This window comes from Salinibacillus aidingensis (assembly GCF_055393355.1).
The window spans coordinates 283478-300098 of sequence record NZ_AP043759.1; the positions used below are offsets into that span (position 1 = coordinate 283478).

The 16621-nt window shown below is 37.2% G+C and carries 16 protein-coding genes and 1 riboswitch; of the genes, 12 read left to right on the plus strand and 4 right to left on the minus strand.

Translation table 11 applies throughout. The features are described 5' to 3' along the window. Window positions 1-47: 47 nt before the first annotated feature. The gene (locus ACZ5OK_RS01655) at window positions 48-590 is read right to left on the minus strand and encodes a DUF6431 domain-containing protein (protein WP_343841609.1); all 543 of its coding nucleotides are present in this window, start codon (window positions 588-590) and stop codon (window positions 48-50) included. Between the two features lie 111 nt (window positions 591-701). Between ACZ5OK_RS01655 and ACZ5OK_RS01660 the strand changes: the two genes are divergently transcribed. Beyond that, complete coding sequence (locus tag ACZ5OK_RS01660; protein WP_343841610.1) at window positions 702-1331, plus strand: hypothetical protein; 630 nt, start codon at window positions 702-704, stop codon at window positions 1329-1331. A 955-nt stretch (window positions 1332-2286) separates the two neighbouring features. On the opposite strand, the gene ACZ5OK_RS01665 is transcribed toward ACZ5OK_RS01660, so the two are convergent. Next, a complete protein-coding gene (locus ACZ5OK_RS01665) occupies window positions 2287-2484 on the minus strand; it encodes a hypothetical protein (RefSeq protein ID WP_464758297.1) in 198 nt (65 codons plus the stop codon). A gap of 280 nt (window positions 2485-2764) precedes the next feature. Between ACZ5OK_RS01665 and ACZ5OK_RS01670 the strand changes: the two genes are divergently transcribed. From ACZ5OK_RS01670 to ACZ5OK_RS01705, 8 genes are all read left to right on the plus strand, one after another. After that, the gene (locus tag ACZ5OK_RS01670; RefSeq protein ID WP_343841616.1) at window positions 2765-3223 is read left to right on the plus strand and encodes a hypothetical protein; all 459 of its coding nucleotides are present in this window, start codon (window positions 2765-2767) and stop codon (window positions 3221-3223) included. A 1536-nt stretch (window positions 3224-4759) separates the two neighbouring features. Beyond that, window positions 4760-4969, plus strand: a complete 210-nt coding sequence (locus tag ACZ5OK_RS01675; protein ID WP_343841618.1) for a hypothetical protein — start codon at window positions 4760-4762, stop codon at window positions 4967-4969. 3 nt (window positions 4970-4972) lie between these two features. After that, on the plus strand, window positions 4973-5572 hold the full coding sequence (locus ACZ5OK_RS01680; protein ID WP_343841620.1) for a hypothetical protein: 600 nt from the start codon (window positions 4973-4975) through the stop codon (window positions 5570-5572). Between the two features lie 134 nt (window positions 5573-5706). Further along, the gene (locus ACZ5OK_RS01685; protein WP_343841623.1) at window positions 5707-5880 is read left to right on the plus strand and encodes a hypothetical protein; all 174 of its coding nucleotides are present in this window, start codon (window positions 5707-5709) and stop codon (window positions 5878-5880) included. A gap of 183 nt (window positions 5881-6063) precedes the next feature. Continuing rightward, window positions 6064-6588: an RNA polymerase sigma factor gene (locus ACZ5OK_RS01690; protein WP_343841626.1), complete on the plus strand. Its 525-nt coding sequence runs from the start codon at window positions 6064-6066 to the stop codon at window positions 6586-6588. Continuing rightward, on the plus strand, window positions 6585-6821 hold the full coding sequence (locus ACZ5OK_RS01695) for a hypothetical protein (RefSeq protein ID WP_343841629.1): 237 nt from the start codon (window positions 6585-6587) through the stop codon (window positions 6819-6821). Before ACZ5OK_RS01690 ends, ACZ5OK_RS01695 begins: the two co-directional genes overlap by 4 nt. Window positions 6822-7544: 723 nt before the next feature. Then, window positions 7545-8153, plus strand: a complete 609-nt coding sequence (locus ACZ5OK_RS01700; RefSeq protein ID WP_343842193.1) for a TetR/AcrR family transcriptional regulator — start codon at window positions 7545-7547, stop codon at window positions 8151-8153. Between the two features lie 29 nt (window positions 8154-8182). Then, window positions 8183-8593, plus strand: coding sequence for a Spx/MgsR family RNA polymerase-binding regulatory protein (locus ACZ5OK_RS01705; protein WP_343841632.1), 411 nt, complete (start codon window positions 8183-8185; stop codon window positions 8591-8593). Between the two features lie 157 nt (window positions 8594-8750). On the opposite strand, the gene cudC is transcribed toward ACZ5OK_RS01705, so the two are convergent. Continuing rightward, entirely contained in the window at window positions 8751-9326 is a 576-nt protein-coding gene (cudC, locus tag ACZ5OK_RS01710; RefSeq protein ID WP_343842195.1) for a choline uptake/conversion transcriptional regulator CudC, read from the minus strand. Between the two features lie 478 nt (window positions 9327-9804). Here cudC and betA point away from each other — a divergent pair, with 478 nt between their 5' ends. The 3 genes from betA to ACZ5OK_RS01725 all read left to right on the plus strand — a co-directional run bounded on the left by betA (window position 9805) and on the right by ACZ5OK_RS01725 (window position 14530). Next, entirely contained in the window at window positions 9805-11490 is a 1686-nt protein-coding gene (gene betA, locus ACZ5OK_RS01715; protein WP_343841634.1) for a choline dehydrogenase, read from the plus strand. 199 nt (window positions 11491-11689) lie between these two features. Beyond that, window positions 11690-12709, plus strand: coding sequence for a hypothetical protein (locus ACZ5OK_RS01720; protein ID WP_343841636.1), 1020 nt, complete (start codon window positions 11690-11692; stop codon window positions 12707-12709). A gap of 417 nt (window positions 12710-13126) precedes the next feature. Further along, a complete protein-coding gene (locus tag ACZ5OK_RS01725; protein ID WP_343841639.1) occupies window positions 13127-14530 on the plus strand; it encodes an MDR family MFS transporter in 1404 nt (467 codons plus the stop codon). An 84-nt stretch (window positions 14531-14614) separates the two neighbouring features. Here ACZ5OK_RS01725 and fdhA read toward each other — a convergent pair whose 3' ends face one another. Next, the gene (gene fdhA / locus ACZ5OK_RS01730; RefSeq protein WP_343841642.1) at window positions 14615-15829 is read right to left on the minus strand and encodes a formaldehyde dehydrogenase, glutathione-independent; all 1215 of its coding nucleotides are present in this window, start codon (window positions 15827-15829) and stop codon (window positions 14615-14617) included. A 483-nt stretch (window positions 15830-16312) separates the two neighbouring features. Beyond that, window positions 16313-16504: riboswitch (cobalamin riboswitch) on the plus strand. Window positions 16505-16621: the final 117 nt, after the last annotated feature.

Below are 16621 nucleotides of genomic sequence, written 5' to 3' on the forward strand. Positions count from 1 at the left end.
GAATTAAATAACCATCCCCCATCATTTCCCCAAATAATGTGCTTATGCTATGATGGAGGAGGAGCCATAAAATAAGATGATAAATGACCCTTTGACCTTCGTAAGAAGGTGGATTCGCCAAAATCTCGGATCATTGTCATATATTTTATGGCTTTTGTTTTTTGTTGATGCACCTCTTGAAAATCAATGATATTCCCCCAGTCAGCCAAGCACATATGAACCCAAGATAGTTGGCTAAAGAATCGTTTGACATAGAAGTCTACTAATTGTCTATAACTCTTCTTCTTATTATTTACTAGTTTTTCATGAATCATATCCATAACAGTCTCTAAAGTGTGTTGAAAATAAGGAATAAAAAAGCTGGGCAGGACTGAAAATGTCTTTTTGCAGTTCCGGCAACGATACCGACATATAGGAACTCTCTGCGTAATAATACCAGTCACACCATACCTCCAATAAAATCCATGACGAGACAATCGATCTTTAGAATGGCACTCAGGACAAGAATCGTAGTCAGGAAAACAATTGTTTTGGCCTAATCTAGCGTAAGTTTTAAAATCAACTTCGAAGTTATGATATAACTGAGCCATAAAAATTCCCCCTGAAATAATCTGCTTAAAATTTAGCACATTATATCAGAAGGGCCTAGAGGACTATCTTAAAAATTTTGATTAAATTCGGGCGGTTTTGTATGAAACAAAATGCTGATTCACATTAATGAATTAAATATAAAACTCGATGAGAACAATAATCTATTAGATCAGATTGACCTATTTTTAAAGGGGCATAAAAGAGTACAAACAAGTCTCTTAAATAAGTACCTTGAAGAACAAAGCAAGAACATTAACTATTATTTTAAGCAAATTTCACCGCATGCTTTCTATAAAAAAATTAAGTTAGTTGCAGCAAAAGGTGAACTATATATTTTACTTATGGAACAAGATGGAGAAATTATAAATGATGATCTTGAAGAATTAAAGCAAGAAGTAAATGCAAGTCTTACTTTTAGTGCTGCACAATCAACCATTTTGGCTCTAAGTGTATTTTTATCACTTAATACTACGCATAGTTGGAGTGACCTTAAAATATTAGGTATAGACGATCCATTTCAAAATTTAGATGATGTAAACATTTATTCTTTTGTGGATGTGATTGGTACACTTATAAATCGAAATCAAAAGCAAATTTTTTTAAGTACACATAATAATGATTTTTTTAAACTAATTAACTCTAAATTAAATATAGAAGACAATGAAATTGGTAATATCACGTTCTTATCGTACAACAAAGATAAAATGTTAATTAGCTCTAATGTACATTCCTCTAAGTAATAACTGTAAAATTCAAATTAAGTGAATTATCATCTAAAAAAACTAATTTTTATATAGTAGTTTAAAGGTAATCATAACCCAAGTATATTTAGTTTTGTCAATTGATGTTAATAAAAATGCTAACATTTTGCTAACGCAATCTCATAAAAAACGGTAAATCACCGTTAAAGATGTTACAACCAACAACATCAAAAACGTTGATTTACCGCGATTTTCGCACCCCACGTTAAAGATATTACACACTTTCAACTTACGGGCGGCATGATGTAATATCGCCCGTAATCGCTGATGTGACAATGTTTGTGGCAAGTGTTATTTCATAATATGATGCAAAAAGTCACATAAAAATCACATTTTTTATAAAATTATTTCTGAAAGGGCGTTTTCGTATAAAGATTTTACTTTTACGGAAGCGTCCTTTTTTATTTTATTGGTTACGTGTATAATTTTTATGATTGTCTTCACATCCTCATGACCAGCAGTTTCCATAATGGTCGCTAAATCGATCCCTGCTTCTGCCATCATACCAATATGAGAGTGTCTAAAATGTGAGGAGTCGCTTTTTTGTGATCTTGGTATATTGGAGCAACCGACTCATTCTATTGAAAATGGTTTTCTGGATAAACGGATAACCTTTCTCCCTACAAAACATGAAAGTCGAATCATGCGCAGTCCTTGATTTTGTGACGGTGTTCATTTTAATTTTGATATGCCCTTAACGATGGGATTTAGGAGTTGTATGATTTCATCTTCCATATTAATCGTATGAATGGATCCTGTCTTATGTAGGCGTCAATTCATAATATTTCGTGATTATTACTTCCTTTTTACTAAATGTAATATCCGACCATTTGAGAGCGCGCGACTCCCTTGACCGCATCCTGGAAAAGGCTAACAAAAAAACGTTCCAGGTTTAAATCTAAGCCATTTTCACGGACTACCTTTAAAAATTCTTCTAATTCTCACCGCTCCAAATACCTTTTCTTTCCTCAATCGGAGTTGTTTCAATCTCTTCAACCTTTTGACGTTTTTTGAGCATCACCACTTTTCCGAAGCTACGTTCCAAATTCAATAAAGGTGATTTAGATTTATAAATAATTGCTTTCAAATGATAATGGTTCCCTTTTGTTATAGGTGGCTCAAAAAATGGCAATATTCACCCTCTAACTCATCTATTATTCTTATTTAATAGTAGATGAATTGAGGTGATTTTGGAGAAAAAGTGTTCAATCTTATCTAGCGGAAACTGTTAACTTAATCTAGCAGTTACAGATAAAGTTTCTGAGGAATCGTTTTATTTTTGTCACTATTTTTTTAATATTAACACTTATAATAACTTTATTAAAATTCTATTTACAACTAAATATTTTTTGCTAGAATGGCAAATACTAGAAATCAATTTTAGTAATTCTTACAATAGGGGAGGAACTAAAATGAAAAAAACTTTAACAATTTTAGGAGCTTTAGTAATGGTGATGTCATTATTTACGACTACCAGCTTTGCACAAACCTCGTCTGGAATTAAACCATTTGCTTATGAAGATCCAGGCTTTGGTACCGGGTTTGATTGGAAGCATTTGGAAACTACTAAAAGGGATAATGTTGCAGTAAATAACATAACGAAAGTTGCCACAGATACAGCAATTATTTACGCTGGGGGAAAAGTAGGAAAATTAATCAAGAAAGGATTACTTGGACAGGCTGCTGGATTTGCTATCGGGAAACAAGTTTCAAAACTAGTGCCCAAAGATCAAAACACATGGTGGACAACTGAAAAATATTATGATATTGATAAGACTGATACTGTATACGTAAAATACGAAGTTTATGTTTATTCAGATTCAGGTAGAAACAATTTAATCACTCAATATTCCGTTGTTGAACATACTTAAAATATAGTATAATCTAAATGAAGGGAAATTATGGCAAGTAGCACGTAAATCAGTGTTCTTTTGCTGTTAGGGTGTATTCTCATGAAAGCTGATAAAAAACAATCTATTTATATATTCATTGTAATCTTAATTTCTGTGACTCTTAATCAAATTTTTCCGTCAAGGGCTTGGTACTACCTTATGATGTATTTAATGATTACATCGGAGTTTTTGTTTAAGAATCCTTCTCGAAAAGAATCAGCCCTTTTAATCTTTGGTACGCCTGTTGTTATTGTTATTATTAATTTGCTCTTTTATGGAACATTCTACTAAAGATGAGAAAACCGCCTTGAAAAACTTAATTTTCAAGAGAAATATCTATACTGATATGCTCCCTTCTAAGTAGACAGGTTAAAAATTAAACTGCTACTTAGAGGGAGTTATTTTTATGTAGTATTATAGAATTGAAAAATGAAAATTACGTAAAGAGAAGTGGGCAATACATATATAATTCAGGTGGGTTTGTTTGTGAAAGCTGTATGTCAAGTAGTGATACTAGTCCCGATTGTGGTATAGTATTTGAACGCGAAACATTACACGGAGCCTTTTGTCAAAAGTGTGAATCTAAACACTAAAATTTATCAATGTGTTCTCGAAGAACTTGATCGAGCTTGTTTTAACTAAATGAACTTGCTAAATCTCCCAAAACGCTCTTGACAGGGGAGGGGACGCTATATATTTTTGCTTTATTGCCATATGCCTAAGAACTACTCAATTTGTCAATTCATTTACTTGTTTTAATTTTGATAGCGATGAAATCAAATAAAACTGATAAAAGGAGTTAACAAAATGCTAACATTTTGTTAACGCAATCCCATAAAAAACGGTAAACCAACGTTAAAGATGTTACAGCCAAAAATATCCAAAACGTTGATTCACCGCACATTTTGCACCTCTCGTTAACGATATTACACTCTCAAAGCTTACGGGCGGCATGATGTAATATAACTTATAAAACTTTATTATAACAGGGTTTTTAAAGTTTCAAATTCATGATTGCTCATGTTTTTGCTCATGTATTAAGATGCTTTGTTAAAAAAGGCTTCCAGTACTTTTTGGAAGCCTTTTTCCTTAGCAGATTAAAAAAACATATCATGTTTAATCTATCATTTAATATTCTTATTTATGTTTTTTCGATCAGTTAGTCCTGAATAAGGAATTTTGTTATAACCATATAGGCTTTCTATAGACCCACCCCGAAATAGTTGAGGATCGATGTCATGGTGGTTTCTCAATATTAAATCGATACATGCTCTTATTTTAATTTGGTTTTGTATATTTTCATTGAAAAATTCTTTAAATAAATCAATTGATGGGATTAAGTTATATAAATAACGACATTGGTCAAATACAAATATGTCTGAGTACATCCAGGTTTCCTTTGCTTTAGTTGTATAATATGGTAAATAGTAACTTTTGAATAGATGTATTATTTTTCAATTCTACTGTTTTATAATCACTAATAGGTTCACATAATATTATTCTAAGGAGACTATTATGAGTAATAAAAATCTTAATAACAAAATTTTTAATGTAATCATTGCTGTTTCAAGTATTTTAATAATATGTATGCTTATAACTTCTGTTATTGCATGGAAAAAAACAGCTGATTTGATTTTTATTATATCTGGATTTATTAGTATTCTAGGTATCTTGTTCAATATACACTTATATTCAAAAGAAAAATCAAAAAATAAGGAGCTGTAATTTATGAAGAAAAGTATTGCAAAATCTTTATCTCTTATTATGGTCATTTGTATTTTAGCAACTTCTTTACCAGTCCAAGCTGTACAAGCTGCTACTGAGACTCCCCAAAATCAAATTGAACAATTTAATATTAAGAAGAATGGTGTCTTATATGAAGATGATACTTTTAAAGTAACTCAAACTGATAATTCAAGAACTACACTTAATAAAAAAACTAATAATAAGGTTGAGCTAACATTTACAAATTCTAACCAAACAAAAGGTATTTATACGGATATTAACGGAAATGAAAAAAAATATTCCACAGATGCTGATGGAAATATATATTTAGATGGTGAACGTTTTATAGAAGTAAATCATTCTAAAAAAATATCACCAAATGGTTATACTAATCCAAAGTATTTTAAAGGAAAAGATGGCTTTACATATTACTATGTTAATACAACTTCCTATAATACTAAACTACAAGGTGATGTTGAGAGTATTGCACTTGGTATTTTATCATTTGTTCCATATGTAGGTACAATATTTGCAGTATCTGCTATTATTGCAGATAGTAAAGGGGGAACCTTTGAGAGGTTATGGAATGAACCAACTGAGTAAAGACGGTATCGTGTGTGTTGAATTCCGCAAATGGGCCATTTTTGCGGAATAAATAAAAATTTGAAATATAAGTGAACCTTTTCATCAGTTCAACTGTATAAGTTAGTAAAAGGATGAAAAGGAGTCGATTACTTATGGCTTTGGGATGGTTAATTGGTTTGATTGTAGCAGCAATTCTCGGAACAACTCTTGCAATCCTAATTGGGACAATGAATAAAAAGGTTGTACCTGACAAAAGGGAGACATTGATTTTAGGAAGTCCGATATTTATTTTTACTGGACGAGATGGGATTATGTCATCATTATAGCCTCTCTTTATACATTTTTGTGTATAACAGGTTTAATGTTATTCCTGCTTAGGGGCGAAAATATTGACAGTCCTTGGATACAGTTTTTTATTCATCAAACGTTTGTGTTTTCATTAATCACTTTTATTTGGTTCATCACCAGAATCGCATTTGTGTTTAAAGGGATAAAAGAGCGGTGGTCCGATGAGTTCAAATAATGATGCTGCATCCTACGAAAGTAAAAAGCGAGTTGAGCATACGATTGAGGAATTATTTGTTATTTATAAGGCGCCAATTTATCGGTTTGTTTTCCGATACTGCCAGGATGAACAACTGTGCCTTGATCTTGTTCAGGATACATTTGTCAAATTTCATAAATATCAGGCATACTTCGACGAAAAAAAGTCCAATATCAAAACCTATTTGTTTCGCATAGCCTACCAACTTATGATCAACCGCCTTAAAAAACGCAGTCGAATGAAAAAGATACTGCCTTTTTTATATGTGAATAGTCAGCAACAGAACTTATCATACGAAGATAAATTTACAATTCAAGCAGCAATTCAACAACTCCCCGATAAACAACGAGCAGTTATTCTTTTAACTTACTATCACGATCTTACACAGAAGGATATTTCTGGAATTCTTGAAATTCCGATAGGGACCGTAAAATCACGACTGGATGCTTCGCTAAAAAAATTAAAAGCATTATTGGAGGGTAATAAATGAGTAATAAGGAGATTCCGAATGAGATTCAAAACAAATTAGATGAATTTCACGTGGAAGTACCGGAACTTCCGATGAAAAGCAGTAAGCTGGAACGACTGCCAAACTGGATTTACGGACCAGCCCGGGATCCACTGGAGATATTGGGCATAAGCGGAAATTCCATTGGTCGCCTTGTATTCTATCCATTGGCTTTTGTACTATTATTATTCTTCACACCCATTTTCTTTATTTGAAATGAATTCCGGTAATGGGCAATAGATATAAAGCCATAGTAAATCTAATTAATAAATATTTGGAACGGAAGCAGGCTGAAGCAAAGACGGACCCTCTTTAAGAAATACATATTATGATTAGCAAAAATCTAATGGGAGTAATTTTTAATGAAAAATAGTGGGTTCCTTTTCCATGAGTTTACGAGACTTATGGGAAGCTTCAAGAGTTACGCAGAATTACCGATAACTATGATATTCCAAGTGATGGGCGCGAGACTTATGCTGCGACCTGTCAAATGCTGCAAGAAGCGGATCAGGCTTATTCATTCATAAAAAAAGGAAATAAATCTGTAAAAAGGAAAGATTGGACGTTTCTCAATCCAATCTTTCCTTTTTACATACCTATTCATCTATTATTAAGCAATTCAGGTTTGGCATTTTTGAATATTTGAGTTTTGACTGCTCTGTCCTTTCATGGAATGATGATATAGAACACCGCACATTTTCTCCACTTGTTTAACAACAGCCAAAAAAGAGGGGAATGTAAAAGTTCTTTTTGGCTAATCTAATATTATGCGGTTTAGAAATTTCATGCTCAATGAAGTAAGATGGAGATCAATCATCTTCGGATTAAAGATGACTTTTGCCATCTTTATTTGTTGACATATGACAGTGTGTCATATAAAATAAACGTATCAGAAAATGACACGCTGTCATATTTTTGGAGGAATAACATTGCCAAAAATGACGTTTTTTAATTTGCCGGATCATAAACGAAAGAAATTGATAGATGCAGCCGAAAAGGAGTTTGCAAGGGTCGCTCTATTTGAAGCCTCCATTGCAAATATTGTAAAAACAGCTGGTATTCCGCGGGGAAGCTTTTATCAATATTTTCAGGATAAAGAGGACCTTTATTTTTATTTATTAGATAAGAAATTAGATGAGAGTAAACGGTATTTTGTATCTATACTGGATCATCATAATGGCGATATTTTCGAAGCTATGGTGGATATGTATCACAAATTTCTGGTCATGATGCCTGATGAGGAGGAGCATAACTTTATAAAAAATGCACTGTTATATGCGACGAATAAAGTGGAAAACTCCTTCACCTCAATATTTGATTCGACGTATGACAATAACCATTATTATAAAGTGATTGAATCCATTAACAGAGAAAAATTGAAGGTTAAAGAGGATGAGGATTTGCTCTCCATTCTGCAAGTGATGTCTGCTGTAGCCTTCCATAATATAATTGTAAAATTATCGAATAAATTATCGGATGATGAGGCAACTGAACAATTTAAAGTTCAGATGGAATTATTAAAACATGGTGTCTACCAGGAAACCTAAGCCTTCAAAAAATGAAAGGGGGACTCCCAATGACGGTTACGATTTATGGAATAGGGTGTAAATCAACAAGGAAAGCGAGAAAGTGGCTGGAACAGAATGAAATAGCTTTTGTGGAGAGGAATATTTTACATAAACCTCTAACTGTAAGTGAAATTCATAATATTTTACGCATGTCAGAAGATGGGACCGATGGAATTATGGCCACGCGGTCTAAGGCATATAAAGATTTGAATCTTAACCTTGATGAATTATCACTTCAGGAGCTCATTGAATTGATTCACAGACAACCGAAGTTACTTAAAAGTCCTATTATTGTTGATGAAAAAAGATTGCAGGCAGGCTATAGTGATGAAGGGATCCGACAGTTCCTCCCCAGGAATTCCCGTTTAAACTGGAGGATGAGCCGTTTGAACCTGCTTAACGTTAACCCAACTAATTAACACCTACCGCACCATGGATATGTACCGAAGAAGGCCATGGTTTTTTACTCACCATTTAGAAAAAGCGATGCTTAAAAGAAGCATCGCTTTTTTACTGCTGGAAATTATTTTGAGTTAGAAATTAGGTTACGTCATTTCATTTCAAATTTGGGAGTGTTCATTTGTTTTCGTTATTAGCTGAATCTTCTTCCTCAATCGGTAAAAACTCAAAAATCTCACCGGATTCAATAGATTGGACAAGTCGCTCCAGCCAGTGACAATATTTTCTGTAGTCCTCCAGCTGTTGTATGTCCTGTTCCGCTCGCTCCTTTAAATCTTCTCCTGCTTCCTCATCATCCAGGACTTGCTGCAGCTTCTCTTCTGCGTAGTTAATCGCGTTAAGATTCAATTTCGCTTCTCTTTCCCATTTATCACCAAAAAACAGGGAGAAATATTGAAAGAAATTTTTCTCGGCCAGAAACAAGTCTTTCCGTGATCCTTTTTTCCATACCTTCTGGACAATATTGATATCCTGTAATTTACGTACGGCCGTGCTCATGCTTGGCTTACTCATGCCAAGGTCATCTTTCATATCATCAAGTGTCATCGGTTTATGTTTAAAATACATCGTTGCGTATAATCTGCCAATGGACGGAGTGACCCCGTACAGATCCATGGTCTCGGAAATTGAGTTAATGACTGCACCTTCTGCCTGGTCAACCAATTCTTCAGCTTTCTTCTGCTTACCATCCACTTCTCCCAAGGAAAATCTCACCTTTCTCCATATGTTTTACAGGTTCAATTAATTCAATATAAATTTAATTATCTACCACTATTAAAAACCTAACTGGAGCAAATGTCAAAAAATGAAAAGAGAATAGACGCAGGTTTACAAAAAAATTTTACTATGGTATATTTAAAATATTCAATATGTTAAATAAATATTTAACAAAGTTAATGAAGAAGCAATTCGGGCAGAGGTGGAATTCATATGTCTCACCCTGGGCCGTAAGTGATGCAGGTGGGGATTGGATGAATACAAAGAACCACCTGATCTTTTATTGGCATTTCGAGTCCTGATTCTAATCGGGGTGTAGAAATTTTAGATAAACATCATCGTGTACGAAGAAGTCAATGTATGGAACTAATCTTAATCCTAAAGCAAATTTTAATGAATTATGTTTATTTGGTTTTGACTCTTCGTTTTTTCAACAATTAAGGAGGTCTGGAATATGAACGAAAAATTTGACTATGTCATTATTGGAGCAGGCAGTGCAGGTTCTGTACTTGCCGATCGTTTAAGTGAAGATGGAAAGAGAAGTGTTCTTGTCCTGGAAGCTGGCCGCAGTGATTATCCATGGGACCTGTTAATTCAGATGCCGGCAGCTTTACCGTTCCCGGCAGGAAAAAGCTTCTACGACTGGAAATACGAATCTGATCCTGAACCTTATATGAATGGTCGCCGTATCAAGCACGCTCGAGGAAAGGTGCTTGGGGGTTCGAGTTCCATTAACGGTATGATTTATCAGCGGGGGAACCCACTGGACTATGAGCGCTGGGGTGCCGATCCGGGCATGGAATCGTGGAGCTTTGCCCACTGCCTTCCATATTTTAAACGCCTGGAAAATGCCTTGGGATCAGATCCGGATGATGAGCTTCGTGGCCATAATGGTCCGATTAAATTGGAACGCGGGCCTGCGACAAATCCATTGTTCCAAGCTTTTTTTGATGCAGCAGTCGAAGCTGGCTATTCCCGAACACCTGATGTAAACGGGTATCGTCAGGAAGGCTTTGGCCCATTTGATAAACATGTTTATAAAGGAAGAAGGATGTCAACGTCACGTGCTTACTTACGTCCGGCGATGCGACGCCCGAACCTTACAGTGAAAACACGTGCTTTCGTTACAGGCATCGACATTAAAGGCAAACGTGCCGGTGGTGTGACCTATCAGCGAAACGGAAAGACTCATCATGTCAATGCAGGCGAAGTGATTCTTGCTGGAGGTGCCATCAATACACCACAGCTGCTTCAGCTTTCTGGTGTAGGTGACGCTGAACATTTGCGCTCTGTTGGTATCGAGCCAAAAGTTAACCTGCCGGGTGTAGGGGAAAATCTTCAGGACCACTTGGAAGTTTACATCCAGTATTCCTGTCCATTACCGGTTTCCCAACAGCCTAGCTTAAATAAAGCTCGGATGCCTTGGATCGGCTTACAGTGGTTACTAGGACGTAAAGGCCCTGCGGCAACCAACCATTTCGAAGGTGGAGGATTTGTACGTTCAAACGAGGATGTTGACTATCCAAATCTCATGTTCCACTTCCTCCCGGTTGCTGTACGGTACGATGGACAAAAAGCGGCTACAAAACACGGATTCCAAGTCCACGTTGGACCGATGTACTCTGATGCCCGTGGATCATTAAAGATTCGTTCAAAGGATCCTAAAGAGCATCCAAGCATGGTCTACAACTATCTTTCAACCGAACAGGACCGTCGCGAATGGGTGGAAGCCGTTCGAGTGACAAGGGAAATTATGTCTCAGCCAGCGATGAAACCTTACAACTCAGGTGAAATTTCTCCTGGTCCTTCCGTTCAAACAGATGAGGAGATCCTGGACTGGGTGGCCAAGGATGCGGAAACAGCCCTTCATCCGTCCTGTACAGCAAAGTTGGGACCTGAGTCAGATCCTATGTCTGTCGTGGACCCGCAAACGATGAAAGTCCATGGGCTCGACAATGTGCGTGTGGTTGATGCATCCGCTATGCCATATGTAACAAACGGGAATATCCATGCACCTGTGTTAATGCTTGCGGAAAAAGCGTCAGATATCATCCTTGGACGTAAACCGCTTGAGCCAATTCATGCTGATTACTACCGTCATGGAGTAGATCCGGCTGATGCAGGTACAGTAACAGGTTAAACCCTTAAATATTTTCTTAGAGAAGGCCTCTTTCAAAATGTATTTGCCCATGCAAACATACATTTTTGGAAGAGGCCTTTCTTTGTTTGTTCAGTCATCCACTATCCTGAGAAAACCGAATTATATCGGAATTTCATAAATATTATTCCGGAAGCTGTAATAGGATGGAATAAAACTCAAAAGAAAGAGGGATATTTTTTTGAGTTCAAAAATGCAGGATGACTTAAAGAACATCGATGATTATGTTAATGAGCTTCATAATGCCTTTCATTCAACAAGAAGAAATAAATTAAAGCTCAGTTCCCTGGTTAAAGCAATGCTGGGAAAAATTTTTTCAATAAACCGTATGATGATGACGATTGTAAAGCTGCTCGGAATACTGGGTATTTCTTTGAGTATTACATTATTGCCGGAGCCATATGTTGTTTATCTTTTAGTCGGAACCTCAGTTGTGTTCTTCATATGGATCATTTACTTATATGCAGTGATTGACTTGTCCAGGGTTGAACAGAAAAAGATGAATCTGGAGGCTTATGAAAAGGTGAAGGAAGAGGAATATCGTTTGTTTTTACCTTTTATTGATAAACGGGATTTCTCTTTTAAGGATCTACAGAAGGATACAGAAGAAACACAGAAAAAATTAATGGATTATAGCGAACATATTCAGAGACTGATCGAAAATTTACAGGAGACTCAGGATGGTTTTTACCATTTCAAAGAGCGTTACAACAAAATGAGTCGTTTTCTCCGTCAGCTCAGAAATAATTTATCAACACTTATAAAAGATGAATTAACCTTGAGTCAATTGGACTTTGGCTGTGATTATTCTTTGTATAAAATTGACGGACAGACAATCTCATTTATTGACGGAAAGGGTTTAGAGCCTGAAAAATTAGGGAGCAGTGTCAGCCTGGATAGCTCTCCGTCGCACCTGATAAACGTTTTGAAAAATAGAACAGACAAAATGTTACCCTCAGAAGACCGGACCATCATTTCAAAAAGAATGGACTTAACAAACGGGGAGCAATGGATTGTTAATATTCACCTGGATGAAACCGATGCAGAAGAACGGGAAAAACTGAATTTAGATACAAATAATGGGAGGCTGAACCTGGAGACAAGCTTTCAATTGTTTTGGCTCTGTCTTGAAATCATTCGAAAATTTGGTCGGGGAAACAAGGAGACTGATTCAGATAACCAAAACTCGAGCCATAAATAAAGATTTAAAAAGACAATAGACAAAAAAATGGTTAGGGGATCCTAACCATTTTTAATTCCCGCTCATATCTTTTTTGGCCTCATTAATCGCTTCCTCATTCTTCTTCTTTTGTTCCTCATATATTTTGTTTGCAAGCTCTTCCGCACTGTCATTAAACATTTTTTTCTCATACCTCCTTAGTTGGAACTTACAGGCTGTATTTTGATATCCTATGTAAATGGAAAACTTTACGAAATAGTTTCTCCTCAAAGAAGCAAAATATACGTATATCCATCAAGTTTCGTTTATCATAAGAAATCGAGAGCTCTTGATGAATAGATTCATTGTTCCTTTTACAGGATAGGAGGCTGACAGCTTATCGCTAATGAATTCATGAGATGGGCCGGGCTATGAGGATGGGAAAGGAGCGGCAACAGTATGAATACGGTGGACTTATCACCTTTACATAGACGATTAATAATCGCAACTACATTATCTGCAGCCTTTTTATCGGTGCTTACGCAATTTCTGCTCATTACAGCTTTTCCAAAAATTATGGATGAGTTTGCGATTGATTCCACTGACGTTCAATGGCTGACGACCAGTTATATGATAACAGCTGCCATACTTATTCCGATAACGGCGTATTTCATTGACAGGTTTAAAACCAGAACATTAATGATGAGTGCAATGCTTCTGTTTTTTGCAGGGACATTGCTCGGATTTTTTGCGCCTTCCTTTCCATTCCTGATAGCAGGACGTATTGTGCAGGGCATTGGCTCAGGAATTATGATTCCCTTAATGCAGACCATCATGTTTCTTCTATATCCCAAAGAAAAAAGAGGGGCTGCGATGGGGCTGGCAGGACTCGTGATTAACGTGGCTCCCGCGATAGGTCCTCCCATATCAGGTCTTATGATTAACTATTTTGAATGGCGCGCATTGTTTCTCTTAATCCTTTTCGTTGCAGCCTGTATTCTGGCCTGCGTATTTTTGTTTATGCGTAATATTACAGAACAGCGGAAGACGGAAATCGATGTCTTATCTATATTATGGTCATCCATTGGCTTTGGAGGAATTCTTTACGGGTTTAACAGGGCTGAAGAGGCAGGAATAACAGATGCTGGTGCGCTTGGCAGTGTGATTGCAGGTATGCTGGCAATAGGATTATTTGCGCGCAGACAGTTGCGGTTAAAGAGTCCGATTTTGGAGCTGCGTGTACTTAAAGTACCTGTTTTTGCGCTTGTAGCGTTTATTTCAGTGCTCTCTTTCAGCTTACTCATTTCCACAGAGACCATTTTGCCAATGTATGTCCAGAACGCACAGCAATATTCAGCTTATTATAGTGGGTTGATTGTGATGCCTGGAGCTTTGACCCTTGCATCAATGTCTCTGTTTGCAGGGAAATTGTTTGATCGATACGGTGGGAAAACGATTGCCATCATCGGCTTTGTTTTACTCTGTCTAAGCACACTTGGTTTTCACTTGATTCTTGAACTTGATACACCGTTCGTCATGACCATCGTCTTATTTATGCTTTCTATGGCAGGTGTCGGCATGATTAATATGCCAATTATGACGGCAGGTATTAATGCTTTGCCTGATCACCTGATTTCGCATGGAACAGCGGTTATCAATACGGCCCGGCAATTTGGAGGATCGCTGGGGTTAACCTTTATTATTTCCTTTATCAGTCGAACAGCTGCCGGCTCTGAAGCATTGGATCCTTCCGCTTATCTGAACGGTGTAAAAACAGCCTTTCTGGTTGCTTTTATATTTGCCATTACGGGATTGATACTTTCGTTCTTTTTAAGAGAAAAGAAACGGCATGCGGGGGAATAAAGTCAGGGGAAATAAGAGAGGAGCTGAAGGGCACAGTGCCATTTTCAGCTCCTTAAAACGTTCCTTATAGAATATACGTTTAAATCAGCGAATCGAACCATGTGGATCAATAACAAATTTCCGGGCAACGCCACTATCAAACTGACTGTAGCCTTGCGGGGCTTCATCGAGATTGATAACTGTTGCGTTAACAGCTTTGGCAATTTGCGCCTTACCGGAGAAAATGGATTTCATCAAGTGACGATTATATTGCATGACAGGAGTCTGTCCGGTGACAAATGTATGTGCTTTTGCCCACCCAAGGCCGAGCCGTATTTTTAATGATCCTGTTTGTGCATCTGTGTCAGCTGCTCCGGGATCCTCCGTTACATATAAACCCGGAATGCCGAGCTGTCCACCTGCCTGTGTGATATCCATAATGGCGTTTAAAACGGTTGCCGGCTGTTCTCCTGCGTTGGCTCCATGGCCGGATGCTTCAAAACCAACGGCATCGACAGCACAGTCAACTTCCGGTACACCCAGGATTTGTTCAATCTGCTCACCTAAACGATCATGTTTACTAAGATTAACGGTTTCACATCCAAAACTTCTGGCTTGTTCCAGTCGCTCTTCTTTTAAATCGCCTACGATAACAGTGGAGGCTCCTAATAGTTGAGCCGAATGGGCCGCAGCCAAGCCGACAGGACCAGCTCCAGCTACATAGACGGTTGACCCCACTTTTACCCCGGCTGAATAGGCGCCATGGAAGCCTGTTGGAAAAATGTCGGACAACATGGTTAAGTCCAGTATTTTTTCCATGGCTTTTTCTTTATCAGGAAAGACGAGGAGCTGGAAATCCGCATATGGAACCATGACATACTCGGATTGTCCTCCAACCCATCCTCCCATATCTACATAACCGTAAGCAGCACCAGGGCGCTCGGGATTAACATTTGTACAGATATGTGTTTTTTGTTGACGGCACATATCACAACGTCCGCATGCAATATTAAATGGAACAGAAACAATATCTCCCTTTTTAATAAATTCGACGTCTCTTCCTACTTCTATGACTTCACCAGTAATTTCGTGTCCAAGAACCAGTCCTTCAGGTGCTGTTGTACGTCCGCGCACCATGTGCTGGTCACTGCCGCATATGTTCGTAGTAATAACCTTAAGAATGACACCATGTTCACATTTGCGTCCCACATTAGAAGCAGGAACACCTGGACCATCCTTTAACACTAAATCGGGAAAATCAATGTCTTTAACCGAAACCTTTCCGGGACCTTCATAAACGACACCTCGATTGCCTGCCATGATAACCCTCCTAAAAGTGATAGTACCTCTGTTATACGCTGAGAAGTACTTCATAACGGTTGAACTCCTGCTGATACTGACTGAAATACTCTTTTGATGAAGTTGCATTAAAGAGCTGTATGAATCCCCCCCTTTAATAAAGCAGGATCATTAGTCCAGGCATTGGTTGTGTGCTTGTACGATTATCTTTTTGAAGAATTCTGGAAGCCTTTCTCCATTTCTATTTCTTTCTTAATGGAAACATAGGTATATTTGAGTAGTAATTAGAAGATAACATTTACCAAAACCATTTTTGTGTCAAACTTTGTAAGCGCTTACGAAATTTATAAAAATCCTACTTTGGAACTATACGGGAATGAGCTGGCCTTGGTATGAAATATCGTTTTTACCAGGCTATTAATAATCGATGATTGAACTTATGCAAAAACTGTGATAGTTTAATAGATACAATATATTGCTAAAAAATAAAAATTATCACTATATATAGTGTTCGCGAGCTGTGGTGACAGTTATGTCTTAAAAGGGAATCCGGTGAGAATCCGGAACTGTCCCCGCAACTGTGAGTGTGGACGAACGGGATATCCACTGTATGAATGGCTTTACGGTTTTCATATGGGAAGGCCCCTAGTAGGCTGAAGCACAAGTCAGGAGACCTGCCGCAGCTCGGACGTTTCGTTTCCCCGGGGTAAGAGAGAATGAAACGACAGAACAAGGTTCATATAATCTGTCGTTTCCTTTATAACCGTTCATCCCTGGGGTGAGCGGTTTTAATTTTTTTAGGGAGGAAAAATA